Genomic DNA, 22,877 nt, shown 5'->3' on the forward strand with positions numbered 1-22,877 from the left:
TAGAGCCATATAAATGGTAAATATGGGAATGTGTTTCTCGTAGTTAAAAAATCATAAAAATACATTAATTCAAATTAATGTATATAATAGATTATCTTATGTTCTTTTTCAGTCCTATTTATTTTTTTCTTATCCAGAACAGGAAGAATAGAAAAATACAGATGTAAGAGGAGTAATTAAAAAAGTCGTGACTGATATTTACCATTTCTCTGGTAGTCATTCCCCATTTGTTATTGATAAGTGCAGCCACAATCCCCCATACGCGGAGCAGGTTTATGACCTGAATAAAAAGTAATCCGAGTGGAATATAGATCCATTTTTTAGTTCCTCTGTAAGCAAACATCAGCGCCAGAAAGCTGATCATGATCTTAAAACCCATACATGGAAAAGCAACCCTTAACTGCCATCCGGGAATAATTCCGATAGCACCTCCGTCTTTAAATAAGTCCGGGAAGAAAACGATATATGCATCGTATCCTGAAAGTTCCATCATCCATTCGGTTGGGTAGAGTAAAAAGCTGAGCACCCATTTAAGTACATTGATGTACTTCAGGAAAGGGAAGTAATAGGTTCCGCGCGGGTCTGCCACGCCGATATACGCCCAGAAAAGTGTTGTAAGGATAACATAAAAACAAACCAGTTTAAGCAGGAATAGCCAAACAGGTTTGTTTTTGATAAGAAATGCGTTTAATTTTTCCAGAACAGATTAGGCGTTGCTGCTGCGTTTTTTTATCATACGTGTTACAACCGCTCCAGCACCTGCCAGTAAAAGGAAAGAGGCCCCCCCGTCAATGGGAATTTCAGGACAGTCAAACGGATCATCCCCGTCGCAAGGCTGCTCAGCACCGCCGGCCTGTGCAAAAGAGGCAATGCTCATCCCGCAAAGGCATATAAAAAGAATTGTTTTAGATAACTTTTTCATAGTTTTTATAGCTTGTCAATGAAAAACGGAACGGTTAATACCGTTCCGTAATAAATATACAAATAATTATTTAACTGCTATTTTAGTTGTGTACAGGTTATTTTCAGAAAGCACCTTTACCACATAAATACCCGCTTTAGCAGATAATTTAGTAGTGAAGGAACCCGCATCCGTTGTTCCTTCCGCGATTCTGTTTCCTGTTAGGTCATACACTTCCACCTGCTGAATGTTGCTGTTCATTGTAACAACCAGCATATCTTCGTTCATGTAAGCTTTTAAAGCATTATTTGTTTTTGCTTTAGAAGCTGAAGTAGTAATGTTTTCAGTGCCTACACGTAGTATGTATGGTGTTGCCGGGTTTGTTGCCACGGTTACGGCAGGGTTCTGTGTTAAGTTGTGCAGTGCTCCATCCGGGAAGATCAGGTATACCGATTTGAAAGTATCAAAAGCGTCTTTGTTTGTGAAAGACAGGGTATAGTTAGAAGTAGTGGTAGTAGTGATGTTCAAGGGAATATCAACGGTATTTGTAAGGGGCGCCAGGCTGTTAATGATCAGTTTTGTTGTATCGGCTAATGTATACAGGTTAGGAGTGTTCGTTCCAGTATTGCGCATTTTACCGGCATCATATCCCAGATCAAAACCATTTGTAGCAGCATCAGTAAACAGGATAACGGTTTCATCGGTAAATGTACCGTTTGACGCCTGTAAGCGGATGATGTTATCAGCCACAGCGGTACGGGCATAGGAAGTAGTCTGTGCAACATCTCTGGCACTTGAAGGGATTGTTACCGAAGCGGTTCCGCCCGTTCCGTCAGTTTCCACCTGGAAGCCCTGCATGGGTGCCACATATCCATTCACAATTACACCAGTACCGATTCCTGTTACAGAAGAATATACATTGAATGTATTGTTGTTAAACACATAGTAATTACCTGAAGTACCTGATCCGGTAATTCCACCTAAGAATAAGTTAGACGGATAAGGGTTACCTGCAAAGAAGTCTTTTACAGAAGTATTTACCGGGCAAGAAGAAGAATAGCTTGCAGCAGCATGATTATAAGTACCCGTGAATGTAACGGTGTTCACTCCGTTTGCAGGCGTTCCTGAAGCAGGGAAGAACATAGAAAGCGCATCCCCCTGTGCCAGCGGAGTACTCATGTCATAAATACCAAAGAATTTGTTTGTAGAGCAGTCCAGATCAAGTAAACGGGATTGGCTTCCTGATACTACAGGATATTCATCGGCGATGTCAGCAGCGGTAACACCAGCTAAGGGAGAGGCAATATAATGCGTTTTGGCCGGTACAAAGTTACGGATCACTTTCATGTTTCCGCTGATTGAACCAGAACCAGCAGCGTCGATTTTAGCTGTTGCCAGGTTCAGGGTAAGATTTCCGCCGGAAGCAAGTGTACCGGCGGTAAGTGTTACCAGTCCGTTTACGCGCAGCGGAGAAGATAATGTAAGAGAGGAGTTGTTGAGATTTAGCCCTTCAAATATTTCACCTCCTGTAGTTGAAAGAGTCTGTGCTGCGGTACCGTTGAATGTTACGGTTTTGCCTGTTTCCGTAAATGCTGCAGCAGAGTAGCTGGTCCAGTTACCGGCTACACTTAACTCATAAGCAGCAAGTGCTAATACCGAAGTACCGCTCAGGGTAAGGTTGTGTACATCCAGGTTGCCATCAGGTGTTTTAGTGCCAGAACCGCTTAATGTAAGGTTTGCATATGGGGTAGGATTGGCAGTAGTGATTGTCTGTGCTGCACCGGCATAGTTTACAGTACTTGCAGCGCCCAGCGTAAGGGACGTTGCTCCTGCATCAATGGCATTGGATCCTGATGTACCGTAAAGTCCATCAGGATGTACGAGCGAAATTGTTCCATTGATTGTTATATCTCCTGTACCGATGATGGTATTGTTTGTTTGCGCAAGAGTTAATGTGCCGTTGTTCAGCAACTCCACACCTGTATCCAGATAAAGAAAGAAATCGTTTGTGCTGTTGACTTCCAATTCGGAACCGGTTTGTACAGATATTTCTGTAGAGTTGAAATCAACTACATAAAGAATTGTCGGTGCGCTGGCTTTTAAAATAACATGCGTATTATTTAAAACACTTAATCCGCTCAATACATCCTGGTCTGTTACATTTGTCACCGTAATAGTACCGCCGCTGTTAAAGATCAACGAATCCGAACCGTCAAAGGCCGGTGAATTTCTGTTAGGTGTCCAGCTTGCAGGATTTGCCCAGGATCCCGAACTTCCTGCTGTCCAGGTGTAAGTGCCTTTATTTGTCTTGCCGGATGTTGAACCGCCAGGCAGTAAATAGTTTTCAGTATTTGTACCAGCCAGTTTGTTGAATTCAAACACCGAGAAATGATAGGTTGTTGAAGGATTTAATCCGGTAACTGTTACCGCGTTTCCAGAACCGATGTAAACAGGGAAAGCAGTACCAATAGGTGTTGTAGATGCTCCATATGTACTGGAAGCATTATAGGAGGTGAGATCTACAGGTGTAGCGCTGATCGGGCTTGCTTCCTGAGCGAGTACTATGCGTTGTGAACCATTGCCACCGGTAAAATTTAACGAGATGGAATTAAGGGTTTTGGATATAACAGAAATAGAAGATTGCACCGTTGGACTGGCAATGGCAACATAACCGTCAATTTCAATATAATCTGTAATTAAGGTTTTTGTAGCTGTAACACCTCCATTGTAGCCATACAGACGAAAATTAATAGTGGAGGTAGACGAGACATCCGGAATATCAAGAGGAAAAGCTGTTGATGTCAAGGTTACAGCAGTTGCAGCAGTTGAGGCACTGGTTATGCTTGAATATCCGGATCCTTTGTCATAAGCTACAGTAAGCGTACGTGGTCCGCCATTACCTCTTGCAGCTTTAACAATGATCTGGCTGATGTTTACTTCATAGCCGGCAGCTGGAGTGACAGAAAGCTGTAAATAAGTATTTGAATTGTCTGGATATGATAGAGTTCCAGGCCAGCTGGATGATGTTAGCGTAATAGCGCCAGTGCCGATTGCACAAGATAATCCACTTGCTACAGAGGCCGTGTTTAGTGTAACATTTGAGACCGAAGCCGTACCTGTTTGTGTAGAACAGGTGCCGGAATTGAAATTGTACGTACCTATTGTTTGTCCAAAACTCCATGTGCTCACACAGGCAAGAACGAATAATAGCACTATTTTTTTAGCTGAGTAAAAATATTTCATAGCGTTTTATTTAAAGTTTGAAAGAATTATGCAATTAATGCACGTTGAACTATAGTGTTTTATAGGAGAATTATTATTATAATTTAATTAAACAAAAGTTGTAATGTGTAATGATGTTTATATGAATAAAAATACATATTACTTATTTAAAAACCTGATTAGTTTTAGTGAAATTTATTTTTTTAACAATTGTATTGCATAAATCAAATATAAAATAATGTTTATTTAATATTCCCCAAAAAAGTGCTTGCCGGCACGTTTAAATTTATAATATACTGGTACTTAAAAAATATAAAATCGTGTTGTGCTAAATAGAAGTAATTTTTCATTGGCAGGTCTCCATTTGGATTTTTTTTATATATTTACAGTATGTCTTATTATGCATATATTTCAAAATAATGAATAATTTAACCATCAGGTATCTATTTTTAATAGCCGTATTTGCGTCTTTTTCCTGCGTATCACATAAAAAAGTGACTTTATTTCAAAATAAAACGGTTGAGGTGGGGGATACGCTGTATCAAATGCGTTTTGCCTATAAAATACAGCCAAGAGATGTATTATTTGTAAGCATTACCAGCTACAATCAAAAAGCCACAGATTTTTTTAACGTGAAAACATCAGCAGAAACGGATGATCCGGTAGGAGTTGGTTATAAAGTTTCCGAAGAAGGATATATTACAATCCCGATTCTGGATAGTGTATCAGTAAAAGGATTAAGTGTGCATGAAGTGCAGCAGAAGATTGCGCTGAAATTGAAGGATTATATTTCAGATGCATATGTATTGGTTGATCTGGCTAATTTTAATTTTACTGTGCTGGGTGATGTGAAATCGCCTGGCATGAAAACAGTATTAAAAGATAAAACCACTCTTATAGAAGCAATTGCTATGGGGGGGGATTTTGCAGATTATGGAAACAGAAGAATCGTAAAACTGATACGGACAGAAGGCTCGAACTCTGTGAGCGTACAGTTGGATTTTACCGATATTACATTGATAAATTCGCCCTACTATTATATTATGCCCAACGACGTAATATACGTAGAACCGCTGAAGGCAAAGATTGTGCGGTCAAACCTTTCACAGGTAACTTTATTAGTAAGTCTTACAAGTCTTGCGGTTGTATTAATTAACATTGTAGGCAGATAGTATATTATAAGTAAGAATGGCAAAGAAAGAAAATAATACCATAGATTTTAAAGGGATTATACAAAAGCTACTATCCTACTGGATGTTTTTTCTGGTTTCTGTAAGTATCTGTTATATAGCGGCACGGGTTTATTTACATTATACTACTGCTACATACAGGGCAGCTACCACAATTTTGATCAAAGATGATACAAAATCATTAGGGCTTGAAGAATCATCGTTATTTAATGAGAACAAAAAGGTAGGGAATGAATTGGCGCTTATAAAATCCTATGATCTTGTTGAAAAGACGATCAATCAGTTGGATTTTGATGTTTCTTATTATCATAAAGGTGATATTAAAGACGTAGAGCTGTATCACAAAAATCCGTTTACGGTATTACTGGATTCTGGTGCACACCATCACGGTCCTATCTACATCGATTTCAAATCGCCTACAACGTTTCAATTGCGAATAGGGGAAAAAAACGTAATCAACGAAATCTATGCCGTTAATACGCCGATACATTCTAATGGGTTAAATTTTACTATCGTATGTGACTCATTGAACCAGCACCGCCCGGTAAATTATAATGTATATTTTATCATTCATAAACATGAACAGCTGGTACAGCAATATACCAACTACATGGGCATTGCACGTGCAGGTAAAGAAGCACCCGGTATTGTGGAACTTTCTATAATGGGTACCGTGCCCGAAAAATTGGTAGCCTTTTTAAATACGCATACACAAACGTATATCAAAAGCGGTATTGATGAAAAAAACATTACAGCTATAAATACGATACGGTTTATTGATGAACAATTAGGAGAGGTTTCAAAATCATTGAACTCTGCTGAAACGGATTTAGAGTCTTTCCGAAAAAAACATAAAGTGATGGACATCAGTTCATCGGCTGAAGGCATCAAAGCAAACCTGGATGATCTGGAAAAACAAAAATCCATGGAGCTGCTCAAAGCCAAATATTACGAATACCTCTATGCGTATCTGAGACAGGATAAAAACTTAAGTGAAGTTATTGCCCCGCATGTAATGGGCATCGACGATAATTTATTGACGGAGTTAATCAGCGAGTTGATCGCATTGAATAATGAACGGAATGTAATCATGCGTTCTTCCACTACCAAAAATCCTTATTTAAAAGAACTGGACGGCAAGATTGCACATACAAAAGAAAGTTTGCTGGAAAGCATACGGAATGTGATCAGTACGGCTCAGATTACGCTTAATGATCTTAACCAGCGCTTAGCCAAATATGAAACACAGTTATCTTTTCTGCCGCAAAACGAACGTACGTTAGTTGATATTCAGAGACGATTTAATTTAAATGACAATATTTACAATTATTTATTACAAAAACGTGCAGAATCCGGTATTGCCAAAGCGTCAAACATTGCGCAATGTAAAGTAGTAGATGCCGCAAAAATATTTAATGTAGGTATGGTTGGCCCCAATGGAAATCTTATCCGTTCCCTTGCGCTGTTGATCGGATTTTTGGTTCCTATAGGTTTTATTATTGTACGCGAGGTTTTGAATAATAAGGTCATGACTAAAGATGACGTTATCCGCAATACCAATATTCCTATTTTAGGTGTAATCGGTAATACAAATACAAAAGAAAATAATCTGGTTGTTTTGAACAGACCCAAATCAGCTATTTCTGAAGCATTCCGTTCTATCCGGATTAACTTACAGTACTTAGCGCCGGATAAAGAACATAAAATAATTCTGGTAACATCTTCTGTAAGCGGAGAAGGGAAAAGCTTTTTCTCTACAAACTTAGCTTCCATAATGGCTTTGTCCGGCAAAAAAACATTGTTAATAGGTGCCGATTTACGTAAGCCTAAACTCTTTACTGATTTTGGACTCGACAATACTGTAGGTTTAAGTTCATGGCTCATAAATGCCGTAAAACTGGATGATGTTATTTTTAAAACACAACAGGAAAATTTATTTATTCTGCCTGCGGGTCCAATCCCTCCTAATCCAGCTGAACTGTTGTCTGCAGCAAAATTAGACGAATTAGCAGCAGCCGTTCAAAAAGACTTCGATTATATTATTGTGGATACATCTCCGATCGGTCTTGTTTCGGATAGTCATATGCTGATGAAGTATTCTCATGTGAATTTGTATATTATCCGTCATAGTGTAACTGAAATTAAATTGCTGGATCGTTTAAACGATTTATACGAGGAGAAAAAAATAAAGAATCTTGCTATTGTTGTCAACGACCTGAAAGAGAAATCCGGCACATTCGGTTATGGTTACGGTTATGGTTACGGCTATGGTTACGGTTATGGCTATTACGAAGAGGATAAACGTAACACTTCTTTTTTAAAGAAATTTATCTCGAAATTGCCCTTCAGAAAAAAATAAAAAAACGTGTAAAGCATAATCAGTTGTATAATATTTAATGGATACAGCAGATTTATGTAAAACATATATCTGGCATTGAATGCTGTTGGAAAATGAGAAGTTATTTATTGAAAATTTATTCTAATAATAAAGTACAGACAGTTATTCATTTCGGAATCGGACAAGGTATATTGCAATTTTTAAATCTGCTTGTCGGATTTTTGCTTCTCAGATGGTTAACTAAAGAAAATTTCGCTCAGTTCAGTATCGTATTCGGTTTTCAATCAATGATTACAACATTGGTAGATCTTGGTATCAGCGGAGCTATTATCGCATTGGTGGCAAACAGAGTGAACGATAAACTGGTTGTAGGCAGTTATATAAAAGCAGCAAGACAGTATCGTTCATTTTTATCTCTTTTTGTTGTTCCTGCTATAGGTATTGCTTTTTTTTATATCACGGTTAAATATAACTGGGGCTATCACATACAATTTTTTTTCTTTTTAAGCTTAGTTGTAACCATTTGGTCTCAGGCTAATTTTGTGTATTACAATTCTGTGCTGCAGATGCATAAAAGAATGAATGAATCTTACCGCCCACAGATAGTTGCGGCTTTCGGCAGGTTGATAATTTTAGCAGCGCTTTATTTTTTACAATACATTAATGCAGCATGTGTAATACTTGTAAATTTAGCAACACAGATATGGAACGGGTTTCAATTTAAAAGACATACAAAGGACAACATAGAAGAACCGGAAGTTGTTGATGCAGAAGTTAAAAGAAGCCTGATGAAATACATCAAACCGATGTTGCCAAGCGTAATCTTTTTTTCTGTACAATCGCAGATTTCATTATTTATCATAAGTCTGTTTGGTAATATTGATTCTGTTGCAGATGTTTCTGCATTAGGGCGGTTGAGTCAGATTTTTATTTTTTTAACTACCTTTAACGGCGTAATCATTACACCTTACATTGCACGTATCGATAATAAATCCCTTTTTATTAAACGCTATATACAAATAACTACAGGGGCAATTATTATTGCATGTTTTATGATAGGAGTTAGTTTGTTCTTCCCTAAAATTCTCCTATTTATAATCGGAGAAAAATATTATAATCTTGAAAAGGAAATGCAGTTAACAATTATAACAACATGCATTGGATATCTTACCGGAGTTCTATGGACAATTCATAGTTCGGCCAGATGGATATTTGTTTGGGCATCTCCATTATTTATCGCCGTTACGCTGGCAAGCCAGGTACTTTCTGTTTTTATCTTTGACTTATCAAGTACTACGGGAGTTATTAAAATGAATTTGATCGGAACAGTTTTCGCATTGATGGTTCAGCTATTAATATGTTATTTTGGATTTAGAAAACTGAAACATAATCCTATTATTACATTATGATCATAATATAAGATGAAAAATAAAATAGCTTTTATCATCCCGTATTTTGGAAAACTACCTCAATATTTTCCTTTATTTCTTAATTCGATTAAAGATCAACCCTTTGATGTATTATTTTTTTCCGATATAAAAAAGCCGCAAAATCTTACAGATAATATTAAATGGATTTCGTTTTCATTTTCTGAATTACAGAATATGATTGCCAAAAAAATAAACATAGATATAAATCTGCATAGCCCGTATAAATTATGTGATTACAAACCCAGCTATGGCTTGTGTTTTGAAGATTACCTTTCAGAATATCAGTTTTGGGGATCTTTGGATGTTGATACAGTTGTAGGGAATTTTGGCGCATTTGTCACAACGGAAAGATTGCAGGATATTGATATGTACAGTGCCGTGAAAGAATATGTTTCAGGCGCATTGTTTATTATGCGCAACAATGATTACTGTAATAACCTTTTTAAGAAAAGTAAAGACTGGAAAATAATTTTTCAAAATCCGCTTCATGTAGGTTTTGATGAATGCTGCGGAAGTGTTTATGTAGAGTTGAAAGCGGGTAAGAGTATCTTTGAATTAAATATGCCCGCTGAAAGTTTTACTGAAGTTGTTTTTAAAGAACAGGCATTCGGTTTACGGACATTGTTTGAAAACACGATACTTGAACCGCGTGGCAGAACTCCTGTGGAAATCAATAACAGGAGTGTGAAATACGATGGCGTGGAGTATATTATGGTTCATTTTATTTATTTTAAAGCAAGGTATTACTTCTACATAAATCCCTCATTAGTTAAATTACAATCGTATTACCTGAATGGTCTGGGTAATTTTAAAAACAAACCTACATCCCTACGGATGGCATTTTCTAAAAATCTTCTAAATGCCATCATTAAAAAGATTAACATAAATATTAAAAAGTTAAAATTTTAAATTAGACATCATGGGTATTCTTACAAAATTATATTTGAAATTTGAAGCTACAATGAATGCACAACGCAGACTTGCACTCAAAAAAAGACTGAAATTTTGTGGGGATAATGTGTCCATTGACCCGACCAGTACCATAATGGTGCCTGGTAAAATGACCATCGGCCACAATAGTATGATATCGTGTTATACTACTATATATGCAACCTTCGGTGTTGAGATCGGTAACAATTCTATGATTTCCAGTAATTGCGGAATTTCCTCCTATGGGCATAAGCAACATTCATTAAACAGGCAGGCCGACGTTGCTGAGGATGTTAATTTTTCGAAGCCGGTGATTATTGGAAATAATGTTTGGGTAGGAATGAATGCATGTATTTTGCCTGGTGTTTGTATTGGAGATAATTCAATTGTAGGTTCAGGTAGCGTGGTTACTAAAAATGTACCTGCTAATGAAGTTTGGGCAGGTAATCCAGCCCGGTTTATAAAAAAACTTGATCTTTAAAATCAATATTATATGAAGCTTTCAGTTATTATACCCACTTGCAACCGTTCTAATCTGTTGATCCATTGTTTGTCTGCATTATATGTTAATGTTTTGTCTATAAACAACCGGTTTGAATGTGAAGTTATTGTAACGGACGATAGCTCTGATGAAGAAACAAAAACGCTTATACAACAGCAGTACACTTGGGTGAAATGGGTTAAAGGACCGCGAAAAGGACCTGCTGCTAACAGAAATAACGGAGTTAAAAATGCTGATGGTGACTGGTATCTGTTTATAGATGATGATTGTTTGCCTGATACAGAAATTTTAACTGAATACTACAATGCAATATCGGCGAATCCTGAAATGCGTGCATTTGAAGGGCGAATTTATGTAGACGGTCCTAAAAAATCGTTTCTGCATGAATCACCCATAAATGAAACCGGAGGTTTTTTCTGGTCATGCAATATCTGTATTCAAAAGGATTTATTTTACCAGTTAAAAGGCTTTGATGAGCAGTTTCCTTTTGCTGCTATGGAAGATGTTGATTTGTTCAGACGGTTGAGACAGATAACGGACAAGCATGCATTTTTATTTAACGCTTCCGTTGTGCATCCATGGAGATTGAATCGCAATCTTATAAAGACAACATTGAAAAGACACGCTTCACAAGAATATTATATACAAAAACATCCTGAAGAAGCCAAGAGACTGAATGCAATGCGCCATTTTCGATATTTTGTAAAAAATAATCTGTACTTGGTTACACATGCCTGGAAATACCGTTTTTCCGGCTTTGGTACGTTATTGTATTGTAATTTCCTGCAATTGTATTTCTGTTTTAAAACGCTGTTAAAATCGCGCCCGGACAAAGCTTCTTAATATAATCCATAACAACAGAACGTGCACATACTATTTATATCAAAGAACTTTCCGCCTGCAGTATGTGGTGTAGGGGATTATACATTCCAGCTGGCAAAAGAATTTATAAAAAATGGTCATGCCGTTACTGTACTTACGCAGAAAACGGATAATACTATAGCTGTACAGGGTATGAATATTCTGCCTGTAATTTCCTCTTGGAACATAAAAGCTGTTTTTAAAATAGCCGCTATCTGCAAAACAGTAAAGCCGGATTATATATCCATGCAATACGTACCGTATAGTTTTAATGCTAAAGGGATGCCTTTTTGGCTAATCCTGCTTTATATGGTATTGAAAATAAAAGGGTTTAAAATTGTTACAACATTTCATGAAGTAGGTATCAGATATACGGCAAAAAGTTTCAAGCGGAAAATAATTGCAGCTGCTCAGTTTTTTATTGCACGTATCTTGTCCCGGTATTCCTTCAAAAACATTACCAGCATTGATCTGTATGTCAATTACCTGAAAAGATATACCGACGCTGTATTTAAAATACCTGTTGGTGCAAATATTCTCCCCTATACGGTTGACTCAAGCACGATCAGCCAATTGAGAAATACAATTGCACATCCGGAATCCTTTATTCTTTCAACCTTCGGGACACGAATTTCAGATACGATTCTAATGGCTTTTGCGGAAGTTAAAAAGCAACATCCCGATACTGTATTAATCATATTAGGAAATATACCGAAAGCTACAAAACAGCATTTTACATCTAAATCTCAGGAGCTGGGTATTGATGCAAGTATTCATATTACAGGATATCTGTCTGATGAAGCACTCTATACACATTTAAAGCTTTCTTCTTTATTTGTAATGGCTGAGTATGTAAGTGAAAAAGGCGAAGGTGGGATTGCTACAAAAAGCGGTTCGCTGGCGGCAGCTTTTGCAGCAGGTATTCCTGTTCTGGGTACACGCGGCGATACTACAGATGCCGTATTCAGGGATAATGAGAATATATTTTTAATGAATGATTACTCTGTTGACCAAACAGCTAAACGTATTTCTGAAATTATCAATAATCAGGCGTGGTTACAGACTATCGCTGCGGAGGCTCGGAAAACGTTTGCGTCAGAATTCTCATGGGAGAAAATTTATGAAAGGTATTGGGAAGTGTATTCGATGCCTGATTGATTAAGCTAAAACCGAATTTAAGTAATGAACAGGAACACTTCTATCTATCTTGATTTTCTCAGAGTAATCTCTGCTTTAGGTGTAGTAATATGTCATGCAAACATGTCTTTTTTTTCAATAGGCTTAAATCTTTGTAATGGCGAGTTTGGACATAAAATGGTAGTGGTCTTTTTCGTATTGTCAGGTTTTCTTATTGCCTATACTACAGAAGTGAAAAATAAAGATTTACATGGATACATTATTGACCGTATATCCCGCTTATATCCTGTAATAATTCCTGCATTGCTTTTAACATTTATTATTGATCAGATCGGATACCAGTTTGATCCAGGTTACTATGGTCCGTATATACATACTGCATCATATTACGCTAAATACTTTATAACTTTTTTTAATCTGAATGAGATTTGGTTTTCATCTGCCAAGCCTCCTACAAATGCACCTTTCTGGTCATTAGCATATGAAGTCTGGTACTATATTATTTTTGCTGTATGGATCTATGCCGTTAAGTGGAAACGGTATATTTTACTTGCCTTAATATTTTTATGTATTGGATACAAAATAGTATTATTATTCCCAATCTGGTTAATGGGAGTTGCTCTTTTTAAACTTTCAAAGCATACTGTTTCAACTATTTTTTCTGTTTTATTATTTGTTGCAACCAGTATATTAATCATTGGTTTGGTTACTGAAAACATACATCCTGTATTTCCTGTAGTAAGCAGGATTGGAGATCCATATTTCTTTTATTCATATGATTTTTTAAATGATATTTTGTTAGGGGCGATTGTATGCCTGAATATATTTGCAGTGAATTCGTTCAACAGAAGTCTAATAGATGAAAATAATTTTTTGATCGTAAAAATAAAATGGTTTTCATCTGTAACTTTTTCTGTATACCTGTTCCATTTTCCAGTAATGATTTTATTCGGGGTTTTAGGATTTTATAATAAAGAGAGTGTATTGGAAGTCCTAATATTAGTATTGGGGATTGTAGTATTCTGCTGTTTTTTGGGGTATTATACCGAACAAAAAAGATTTGTGTTTAAAAAAATTCTGGAAGAAAAATACCGCAAGTATTTATTGAAAATAAATCAATAGTTGGTTGAATACTGTATCGAGTTTAAAATAATATTAGTTGTAGTAATTCAGGTTATAAGAATTGTTCGGGATTTTTATAAGTTTTGATCTCTCCATTTTGTAAACGGGAGAAGGACTTTCGAATGTATAAAGGTGTATGTCGGATATTAACTAAGTTTAATGCCTGTCAGTTTGTCAATCGTATGGATAATAAAAAAGTCAATCAGCAAACAAATACAAATGATCAGCAAGGTTGATATAAACGGCAAAATGATTTTTGAAATGTCTGTTGTTGATGTGATGTTCTTAAATAAAAATGTTTGCAAAAGGAATATGACAACAGGATTGGCCAGAAAAATGATCATAGTGTTGTTGCCCATGTAGGTAATAACTGCTCTTGCTTTTTCTGATGTTATAGAAATGCTATTCTGTAATATTGTGCCGCAGAATAATATAGAGCCAACTAAAATTCCCGGTGTTATATAGGCAGAATGAGACAAGGCGAACTGTTCCAGAACATAAAACTCTAGCGGTATAAGAAAAACGAAACAGATATATATAAGCGGTAACCTGATAAAAGTATTGTTTGCAAGTGCTATTCCGCAAAACACATAAGGAAGCCAAAAAATAAAAGGCCTGTCTCCAAGTTTTTTTAATAATTCAGGAATAATATCATAATAGTAGCCCCAATACACATAAGCGATAATACAAAAGAGTAATATACTGTAACGTAGTATATGGTGTATGTAGCATCTTCTCAATAGCGGATACAACAGCAAAAGCTGAAATAATATTATAAAAAAGTATTGGCCAGACCAGCCATAGCCGGAAAAATGAATGGTTATCATTTTACTGACAGACAATGTGGTCCAGTCAACCAGAAGTAAAAAGTATAATAAGCTCCATGCAAAAAAAAGTATCAGCAGATGAATAAATCGTTTTTTGATATATTGAATACGTTCCGTATTGTTTTTCGCAGCAAATGATTTTTCAAAAAAATAGGCCCAGAGTATAATGAAACAGGGTACACAAAAACGAAACCATGCAGATGCATATGTCTGAAAATCTGAGCTTGTTCCCAACAGAGATGAGCCGTGAATAAAAACTACTCCGATTATTGATCCTGTTTTAATTAAATCAGCAGATATTGAACGGCTCATAATCAGAACAATTTTACAAATGTTGTATGGATCTATTTACTTTTTCAATAAATAGATTGCAGATTTCAATCGGTCTTTAAACGCTACTTTTACAGAGCGTAATCCTTCCACCAGCCAGAACAAACGGGACTCAATCAGCCATATTTTAACTTGCAATAACTTACTTGAAGTAAATTTAGATAATAAAGACTTTATTATATGCTTGTCGTCTTCGGTGAAATTTGTCTGGGTAAGGCAGATACTGTGATGCAGCGCATAAGAAGTTAATTGCCGTTTAACAGGGTTGATGCTCCAGTTTCTTTTTTTATATACAGGCAAATAGGTGTTTTGGTATAAATCATAGGCCCCGTTAATTTCCGTTACTTTTCGGCTGGCACGCACATTTCCCTGGTCTGTCCAGACACGATAACAGGCAAGCGGTTCAGAACAATAAATATTTCCATAACCTGCATCGGCTATACGGACAGATAGTTCCCAGTCCTCACAGAAATTCATATCTGGCTTATAAAAATTCATTTCATGCAATACATGACGTTTGAACATGCAGATATTTGCAGCAACTCTATAGCCGGTAAGCCCCGCTTTCAGAGCCGTTACAGCATCCTGATATTCTTTTCTGCCAAACAGGCGTCTGATCCTGCGTTGATTATTTTTCGAATCGATTTCATTTACGGCAGCATGCGCATAGCCTGCTTCAGGATAACGCGAAAACAGATTCAGCAATGTCTCTGTATATGCGGGCAGCAACAGGTCATCAGAATCCAGGCGGATGATATATTCGGTTTGAGGCTGACTGAGCAGCCAGTTATTGTTAGCAGAAATGCCCAGGTTTTGTGGCTGACGGTAATAACGGATCTGCGGATGATTTTCATATTGCTTCATCAACACAGGGGTGTCATCCGTACTCGCGTCATCTGAGACAAGTATAGATATATTCGAATGCGTTTGCGCAAGTGCACTTTCGATAGCCTGGATAAGGAATGGTGCCTGATTGAAAGTTGGGATACAAACGGTTACAGATGGATAGGTAGTATGCATAACCTATGAATTATAGACCTGTTCAGCCATTGAGATAAATTTTTGAGTAAGCATGTCAGGATTAAATGTATTATTAATATGAACAGCTACTTCATTTCCTTTGATGGTTAAATCGGTTTTTCTGAAAGCCTCAATTTTTTTTGCAAGGTTACCTTTTATTGAAAGGTCTGTTAATCCATCATACTCTTCACCAAATATATATAATGCAGAATCATAGGGATGACACAGTACAGGTAATTTATGAAATCCTGCTTCAATAAGCACGGCTCCAAGTCCTTCTTTTAAACTGGGTAGCACGAAGATATCTGCTGCAAAATATGCTTTTGTAAGTTCTGATGGAGGTAATGTAACCCATTTTGTTTTAATGCCAAGTTGTTTTGCCAAATCTTTAAGCATCACAGTTTCTGCTTCGGGCTGTCCGCATAATAAAAGGGTTACATCATCTTGACCAAGTAAGGCAATTTCATTGAGTAGATAATCAATTCTTTTGTGATGTGTATTCCAGGCGGCAACGCAGATGATTACAAAGTCGTTTTCAGGAAGGCCGAATAATGCTCTTGCATCTTTTTTTTCAATAAAGGTTTTAGGTGTCAGGCAAATGTAGGGAATAACAGAAATTTTTTCAGTCGGTACTCCATCATTAAGAGCCTTTTGCGCAGCAAATTTTTCAAGAAAAACAATGTGGTCAAATTGTTTGGCAAATTGATGTCCAACAGGAGCGCCATCACAAAAAACTATTTTATATGAAAATCTGAATATTTTTTTAAACTTCAATGCCATTTGCGCAAGCGTTGCCTCCTGAACCCAAAGTATATCCGGTTTAAATCCAATCATATAAATTAAAAAGCTAAGGCTGAATGTTAGTTGTTCAAGCCGGCAGCCATCTTTAATTAATTGTAATCGTTTCAGTATGTTGGCTAGTGTGCTATTTCTGGAAATATTAGGTATTCGTACTGCGTTTTTATATTGCCCTCCTGCAAAAAGTCTGCAATCGATCAGGTTTGCTCCGTGTAAATATTCAAACCATGTTGCAGCCGATGTTTCAAACCCTCTTGAGACATTTCCTAATCCGGCACTTAATAAAGCTACTTTGATTTTCATAAATATTTAATTGAGCCGGAAATTATACTTTTTTTATCCGTCTTGTTGAATAATATCAAAAATATTATTTTTAAGATGATTTAAAAAGATATAAATTGTAAAAAAGTAAGTTTCTGCATGCCCATCCGAAAAATAAATCTGATACACCCTGTAAAAAATGCGTTTGCCTTGCAGGCTGCCAATGCATTTAAAAAAGCCGGGATTCTGAATAGACTTTATACGACATATTTTTACAAGGAATCAGTGGTATTGAAGCTTTTAAAAAAAATAAGCCCCGGGATATATACAAATATTCATAATGAATTGAAACGCAGAGACTGGCAGGTGGATGCCAGTTATATTGTTAGTAAACCGTGGATTGAATACAAACGGATTTTTTTATTAAAATCAGGTCTAAGCAAAAGACTGAAACTTAGTTCACATACGTTAAACAGCCGTATGTATGACGATTTTGATAAAACAGTATCTGCAATGAAATGGGATACCATTGATGCTGTTTATGCATATGAGGATTGTTCATTACGTTCCTTTAGAAAAGCGAAGAAGCTTGGCGTTGTATGTCTGTATGATTTGCCTATTGTACATCATGAAACGGCAAAAGAAATATTAGGAAGGGAAGTGGAACTGTTTCCTGAATTCAAATCCTGCCTGGCTACAGTGAATGAACCGGACTGGAAAATCAAAAAGAAAGAAGAAGAGTTGGCAATGGCAGATCTTATTTTTGTACCTTCTGATTTTGTAAAGAATTCTGTAACACGCTTAGGTATTCCATCTGAAAAGGTTAAAGTTAATGTATTTGGAGCACCGATAGAAAAATTCACTCCGCTTGAGAAAACAGATAACATCTTTCGTCCAATTTTTGTTGGCGGGATAGGGCCCCGAAAAGGCGTGCATTATCTGATACAGGCGTGGAAAGAGTTGAATCTTCCGGGTGCAGAATTACTTTTGGTAGGAATTGACCTGTTTCCGCAAGGCTGGCTGAAAGAGCAGATAAAAGATGCGAATATTCGTTTTGTAGCTTCAGTACCGCATCATCAGTTGCCGCAGTATTACGCCTCTGCAGATTGTTTCGTTTTTCCGTCGCTTGCTGAAGGGTTGGCGTTGGTTCAGCTTGAGGCTATGGCTTGTGGTTTGCCTGTTATTACTACACCAAATGCCGGAGCTGAAAATATTATTAAAGAGGGTGAAAATGGTTTTTTAATTCCTGTACGCAACATAGAAGCCTTAAAAGAAAAAATTTTATATCTATATGAACACCCGCATGAAAAACAGCAGATGAGGTTGGCTGCACGCAAAACGGCGGAATATTTTACCTGGGAACGGTATCAGAATTTCCTCCTTCAGAGCATTGAACAATACGATTCCTCCAAACGTCCGTGAGTATATCTGCAGACATAGTCGATTTGAATAAAGATGATCGTTTTGTTAATAATATTAACAAAGCAATCATGGTTTTCTATGTTTTATTATTTCTGGAAGGTATTTTACGAAAATGGATCTTGCCTCAATTGAGTTCTCCGATTTTTTTTATCAAGGATCCTGTATTGGTTTATATGTATATAATGTGCTGGAGTCAGGACAAATTTCCTAAGTCTGTTTTGTTTCAGGTTTCCATGATGCTGGCTGTTATTTTTTTAATTCTAACATTTATTCAATTAGTAATGTATACTTCCCCTTTTATTGCTGGGTTGTATGGATGGCGCAATTATTTTTTTTATATGCCGCTGGCATTTATTATGGAACACTATATGAGAAAGCCAGACCTTATTCGGTTTGCACGTTTTACGTGTTATATAGGTATCCCAATTGCAGTATTAACATATTTTCAATTTTTAAGTCCGCCAGATGCATTCATCAATAGAAATGCCGGAGAAGATGGGGGAGTTGGCTTTGCTGTATTTGGAGATATTGTTCGTCCCTATGGGCCGTTCTCTTTTGTTTCAGGGATGGTTTTTTTTACACCAAGTCTATTTTGTTTTTTGATGCTCAATTATTTTCTTCCTAAAGAAGAAAAATTTTTATCCATGTTTTGGTTTATTATTTGTTTAGGTGCTTTTGCATCAAATCTGGCAGTAAGCGGTTCAAGAGGAACATATGGAAATGTTTTCGTATTATTTGCTTCACTGCTTTGTAGTTTACTTTTGTTGATACGGCATAAAAAAATACTGAAATCTCTTTTAATTATTATTATTTCAGCATGCCTGGGATTACTTATTTATAAAGTTGTTTTTGCAAGGCAGATTGAGATTATCAGTCAACGTGTTGAAAATGCAAAAGGCGAATCAGTAGGTCACAGAGTTACTTCCGGTTTTGTTGCATTCAACGAAATTGATCCTGATTTAAACTTTTGGGGAGAAGGGATTGGGAAAGGTTCTGCGGGCACAGCTTATCTAACTACAGGTAAAGCAGTATTCTCAATCGCTGAATCAGATTGGGGAAGAAATGTGGTAGAATGCGGAGTGTTTTTCGGTTTTTTATTTATCATATACCGGATAATACTTTGCTTATATATGCTTTTCGGAGGTTTAGTAGCTACCTTGAATTCTGCGGTACCCATTCCGTTATTATTTGTTGGCTATGAAATTCAAAATTTGTTTTTCGGACAGATGGTTTCTGTAGGTACCAATCTATCCTATGGATGGCTATTTCTAGGCATTTCTCTTGCAATAAATAAAATATATAACAACCAAACAGAAGAAACTAATGTTGGATAGAATAGGGCCGGGTTATTTTAGATATTTCTTATGTATCGTTGTGGTTTTATTTCATTCCACAAACTACATCGCACTGGGAGAATGGGCTGTTCACGTCTTTTTTATTCTGAGTGGGTACTGGGTAGTAAAGATGTATAAGGAAAAATACATACTGTTTAAATATCCTGTTTCTTCGTTTTTATCCAGCCGTTTATTAAGGCTGCTGCCCGTTTTTTATATCAATGTAATACTCATGATTGCCGTGATTTGTTTTGTCAAACAACAAAGCTTACATGAATATATCCGTGTATTAAATCCGGATGTACCGTTTGTGTTATCGCATATTTTTATTTTGGGCTTATGTACTACAGGTATGATTATTCCGCCATCCTGGTCGTTGGATATTGAAATGCAGTTTTATATAATTGTCCCTGCACTTTTATTTGTGCTTGCAAAATTACAAAACAGGAAAATAGTTTTTCTGTCTGTTTTCTTTATTTTATTTAGCATTCTTTATTTTCTTCATCAGAATTTACATTTTCCTCCTTCAATTGCAAATTACCTTTGCTTTTTTCTTGTTGGTGTTTTGTTGTACCAGACAGATTACCATGCAAGTAAAAAAGTTGCTGCTTTAAGTATTTGCATCGCTGTTTTTTTAGTTGCTCTAACCTATATTATTCCGCATCTGTTTGAAAATGTTGTGCAGTCAAACAAACTTAAAGTAGGAGGCATCTTATTCCGAATTATATTCGACTATCTACTGGCACTTATCATTATCCCTTTTATTTCAAGAAACATTAGAAATAGAGGAGGAAGATGGGATAGGGATCTTGCTAATTTATCTTATATAACCTATTTGTTTCATCGTGTAACCATGTATCCATGGGGATACTACTATGGTAACGTGTCTTTTGCCGAACGTTTACCCTCCTTTGTAGTATACTTGATTGCTACTTTTATAGGCTCACTGATTATTTATTATCTGGTTGATATACCATTTGAAAAACTGCGAAAGAAATGGGTGGCGTAATAACAAAACAAAAGATCCGCGGGCTTGATGAATTAAGAGGTATTGCAGCCGTGATGATTGTGATCTATCATATTTATCAATCCTATTTCAGAGGCATACCTAATTATAATGCAGAAGGTGTTCTGGTTTTTCCGGAAACATTCAACCCCAATTACAACATATTGAATGAATTGAGCGCCGGTGTAAATCTTTTTTTTGTACTGAGCGGATTCCTTATTCATTTATTATATGCCAATAAATATTTTGACTGGCAGGCTTCAAAAGTATTTCTATCAAAACGCTTATTCCGGATTCTGCCCCCTTATTATGCCTCTGTAGCTATAGCTCTGGCAGGCGGCTTGGTGATCAGTTATTTGAAAATAGACATATGGAATGTGCTTATGCATGTGCTTTGCATTCATAATTTTGATTATGGATATGCTTTCAGCATTCAGGCAGTTTACTGGTCTATTGCTGTAGAAGTACAATTTTATATTCTGTATTGCATGTATCGTTTTATAGCCGACAGATATACAATTGAACATAAACTTTTATGGTTTTTTGCATTCTGCTTAACTGTTTCAGTAATATATAAATTAGTGCTTTATCTGAGCATTGATAATGTAACAATAAGTAATGCAGGAATGCGATGGCTAATGTTGTATAACACAATACTTCGTTTTCCGGAATGGTTACTAGGCGCATTGTTTTTTGAATACTTGCCGCTTATAAAAAAAATCAAATATAAATATGTGTGGATTTTGCTACTGTTAGTTTTTACAACAGTATTGAACCATTATTTTGTGTGGCATGTATTCGGATCCGATCTGGTGTATTCAATTGCATTTTCTTTACTTATTGTATCGTTAACAGATTTGAAAAAGGATGTGGCTCTGTTTGTGTTCCTTGGCAATATTTCATATTCACTTTATTTAAATCATTTTCTTATTTATTCAGTGTGGGATACAGCATGGCTCCGATTACTTCATCTGCCTCGCGTTGCTTCTGCAGAGCGTATATTGATTATGGTTTCAGGGTTCTTTGTATGTATTGCAGGAAGTTATATACTGTACAGGCTTATTGAAAAACCTGCCATGAATTTGAAATCAGTATGGGTAGATGCTAAATCAGAAAAAAAATCGTAACACGCCTATGAATATATTGTTTTTATATATCAATGCATATTCTTCTGTAGGCGGCATACAAAAATTCAATCAGAATTTTTTACATGCCTTAAAGCAACTGAATGCAGCTGACAATACTATAACGAGCCTCTCTTTATCTGATAAAACAGAAGATCTTCCACATGCCGCACACACACATTTTAACACTGCGGATGGAAGCCGTATGAAATTTTTAATGAAAGCAGTGAAACTTTCATTAAAATCGGATGTTGTCGTTTTCGGACATATAAATTTATTTTTTCCTCTGATATTGATTTTGAAAATTTTATTAAGAAAAAAAATCGTATTGATTACACATGGGATAGAGATTTGGCGACCATTGGGTTTTTTTACAAAAAAATGCCTGTCTCTGATTGATACGGTTATAACAGTAAGTAATTTCACTAAAAATAAAATAATAGAAATACATAATGTTCCTGCACATAAGATAAAAATCCTTTGGAATACGCTGGATCCGGAATTTGATGCGTCTGTAAAAAATGAAAAGCCTGAATATCTCATGCAACGTTTTGGAATTGCTCCGTCAGATAAGGTAATTCTGACAGTTTGCAGATTGGTAGCCGGAGAAAAAAACAAAGGCTACGACAAAGTAATTCAAAGCCTGAAAGAAATAAAAAAACAAATACCGGGCGTGAAATATTTGTTAGCCGGCAAATACGATCTGATAGAAAAACAACGTCTGGATAATCTCATAGAAGAACATGCCTTACAGCAACAGGTGATATTTTCCGGATATATTAAAACAGAAGAGCTTCCGGATATATATAGCTTATGTGATGTTTTTATTATGCCTTCTTCTAAAGAAGGTTTTGGAATTGTATTTCTTGAGGCATTGGTAAAAGGAAAACCTGTGATAGCGGGAAATAAAGACGGCAGTGTGGATGCTTTATTGAATGGTGAACTAGGGTTGCTTATTGATCCGGAGGACCAGTATGCAATTACTACTGCACTGGTAGATACATTGAGCATGAAAGCGGATAGTCGCTTTTATAATGTCAATGAACTTCACGATAAAACAATCAACACATTTGGTATGAAAGCATTCACCAATCGCATAAACGATATTTTAATTAGTTAACT

Annotated in this window: 19 protein-coding genes; 13 read left to right on the forward strand and 6 right to left on the reverse strand. The window is 36.3% G+C overall.

Annotated elements, in window-relative coordinates:
* Window positions 1-118 precede the first annotated feature (118 nt).
* From CHU_RS04255 to CHU_RS04260, 3 genes are all read right to left on the reverse strand, one after another.
* Window positions 119-589 carry an exosortase/archaeosortase family protein gene (locus CHU_RS04255; RefSeq protein WP_011584273.1) on the reverse strand — a complete coding sequence of 157 codons (471 nt, stop codon included), beginning with the start codon at window positions 587-589 and terminating at the stop codon, window positions 119-121.
* Window positions 590-706: 117 nt separating this feature from the next.
* A complete protein-coding gene (locus CHU_RS19115; RefSeq protein WP_011584271.1) occupies window positions 707-922 on the reverse strand; it encodes a PID-CTERM protein-sorting domain-containing protein in 216 nt (71 codons plus the stop codon).
* Window positions 923-988: 66 nt separating this feature from the next.
* Window positions 989-4,144 carry a beta strand repeat-containing protein gene (locus CHU_RS04260; protein ID WP_011584274.1) on the reverse strand — a complete coding sequence of 1,052 codons (3,156 nt, stop codon included), beginning with the start codon at window positions 4,142-4,144 and terminating at the stop codon, window positions 989-991.
* A gap of 473 nt (window positions 4,145-4,617) precedes the next feature.
* On the opposite strand from CHU_RS04260, the gene CHU_RS04265 reads away from it, so the two are divergent.
* The 8 genes from CHU_RS04265 (at window position 4,618) to CHU_RS04300 (ending at window position 13,633) form a co-directional block, all read left to right on the forward strand.
* On the forward strand, window positions 4,618-5,295 hold the full coding sequence (locus tag CHU_RS04265; protein ID WP_177254189.1) for a polysaccharide biosynthesis/export family protein: 678 nt from the start codon (window positions 4,618-4,620) through the stop codon (window positions 5,293-5,295).
* A 16-nt stretch (window positions 5,296-5,311) separates the two neighbouring features.
* Complete coding sequence (locus CHU_RS04270) at window positions 5,312-7,672, forward strand: GumC family protein (protein ID WP_011584276.1); 2,361 nt, start codon at window positions 5,312-5,314, stop codon at window positions 7,670-7,672.
* A 92-nt stretch (window positions 7,673-7,764) separates the two neighbouring features.
* Window positions 7,765-9,060: a lipopolysaccharide biosynthesis protein gene (locus CHU_RS04275; protein WP_011584277.1), complete on the forward strand. Its 1,296-nt coding sequence runs from the start codon at window positions 7,765-7,767 to the stop codon at window positions 9,058-9,060.
* A gap of 12 nt (window positions 9,061-9,072) precedes the next feature.
* Window positions 9,073-9,990: a DUF6625 family protein gene (locus tag CHU_RS04280; protein ID WP_011584278.1), complete on the forward strand. Its 918-nt coding sequence runs from the start codon at window positions 9,073-9,075 to the stop codon at window positions 9,988-9,990.
* A gap of 10 nt (window positions 9,991-10,000) precedes the next feature.
* Window positions 10,001-10,492, forward strand: coding sequence for an acyltransferase (locus CHU_RS19825; protein ID WP_011584279.1), 492 nt, complete (start codon window positions 10,001-10,003; stop codon window positions 10,490-10,492).
* Window positions 10,493-10,504: 12 nt separating this feature from the next.
* The gene (locus CHU_RS04290; RefSeq protein WP_011584280.1) at window positions 10,505-11,356 is read left to right on the forward strand and encodes a glycosyltransferase family 2 protein; all 852 of its coding nucleotides are present in this window, start codon (window positions 10,505-10,507) and stop codon (window positions 11,354-11,356) included.
* A 21-nt stretch (window positions 11,357-11,377) separates the two neighbouring features.
* The gene (locus CHU_RS04295) at window positions 11,378-12,532 is read left to right on the forward strand and encodes a glycosyltransferase family 4 protein (RefSeq protein WP_011584281.1); all 1,155 of its coding nucleotides are present in this window, start codon (window positions 11,378-11,380) and stop codon (window positions 12,530-12,532) included.
* Window positions 12,533-12,556: 24 nt separating this feature from the next.
* Window positions 12,557-13,633: an acyltransferase family protein gene (locus tag CHU_RS04300; RefSeq protein ID WP_011584282.1), complete on the forward strand. Its 1,077-nt coding sequence runs from the start codon at window positions 12,557-12,559 to the stop codon at window positions 13,631-13,633.
* Between the two features lie 146 nt (window positions 13,634-13,779).
* Here the strand turns inward: CHU_RS04300 and CHU_RS04305 are convergent, their stop codons facing one another.
* The 3 genes from CHU_RS04305 to CHU_RS04315 are packed head-to-tail and all read right to left on the reverse strand — an operon-like array spanning window position 13,780 to window position 16,644.
* A complete protein-coding gene (locus CHU_RS04305) occupies window positions 13,780-14,772 on the reverse strand; it encodes an acyltransferase family protein (RefSeq protein ID WP_011584283.1) in 993 nt (330 codons plus the stop codon).
* A 36-nt stretch (window positions 14,773-14,808) separates the two neighbouring features.
* Entirely contained in the window at window positions 14,809-15,810 is a 1,002-nt protein-coding gene (locus CHU_RS04310; protein WP_011584284.1) for a glycosyltransferase family 2 protein, read from the reverse strand.
* Window positions 15,811-15,813: 3 nt separating this feature from the next.
* Window positions 15,814-16,644, reverse strand: coding sequence for a glycosyltransferase (locus CHU_RS04315; RefSeq protein WP_177254188.1), 831 nt, complete (start codon window positions 16,642-16,644; stop codon window positions 15,814-15,816).
* A gap of 384 nt (window positions 16,645-17,028) precedes the next feature.
* Between CHU_RS04315 and CHU_RS04320 the strand changes: the two genes are divergently transcribed.
* Genes CHU_RS04320 through CHU_RS04340 form a run of 5 tightly spaced genes read left to right on the forward strand, consistent with a single transcriptional unit; the run spans window position 17,029 to window position 22,875 of the window.
* A complete protein-coding gene (locus CHU_RS04320) occupies window positions 17,029-18,291 on the forward strand; it encodes a glycosyltransferase family 4 protein (RefSeq protein WP_011584286.1) in 1,263 nt (420 codons plus the stop codon).
* The gene (locus CHU_RS04325) at window positions 18,288-19,625 is read left to right on the forward strand and encodes a hypothetical protein (protein ID WP_011584287.1); all 1,338 of its coding nucleotides are present in this window, start codon (window positions 18,288-18,290) and stop codon (window positions 19,623-19,625) included. The genes CHU_RS04320 and CHU_RS04325 overlap by 4 nt, the downstream gene beginning before the upstream one ends.
* Window positions 19,615-20,634: an acyltransferase family protein gene (locus CHU_RS04330; protein WP_011584288.1), complete on the forward strand. Its 1,020-nt coding sequence runs from the start codon at window positions 19,615-19,617 to the stop codon at window positions 20,632-20,634. Before CHU_RS04325 ends, CHU_RS04330 begins: the two co-directional genes overlap by 11 nt.
* The gene (locus CHU_RS04335) at window positions 20,622-21,758 is read left to right on the forward strand and encodes an acyltransferase family protein (RefSeq protein ID WP_011584289.1); all 1,137 of its coding nucleotides are present in this window, start codon (window positions 20,622-20,624) and stop codon (window positions 21,756-21,758) included. Before CHU_RS04330 ends, CHU_RS04335 begins: the two co-directional genes overlap by 13 nt.
* A gap of 7 nt (window positions 21,759-21,765) precedes the next feature.
* Entirely contained in the window at window positions 21,766-22,875 is a 1,110-nt protein-coding gene (locus CHU_RS04340) for a glycosyltransferase family 4 protein (RefSeq protein WP_177254187.1), read from the forward strand.
* Window positions 22,876-22,877 lie beyond the last annotated feature (2 nt).

The organism is Cytophaga hutchinsonii ATCC 33406 (genome assembly GCF_000014145.1).
GTDB classification, from domain to species: domain Bacteria; phylum Bacteroidota; class Bacteroidia; order Cytophagales; family Cytophagaceae; genus Cytophaga; species Cytophaga hutchinsonii.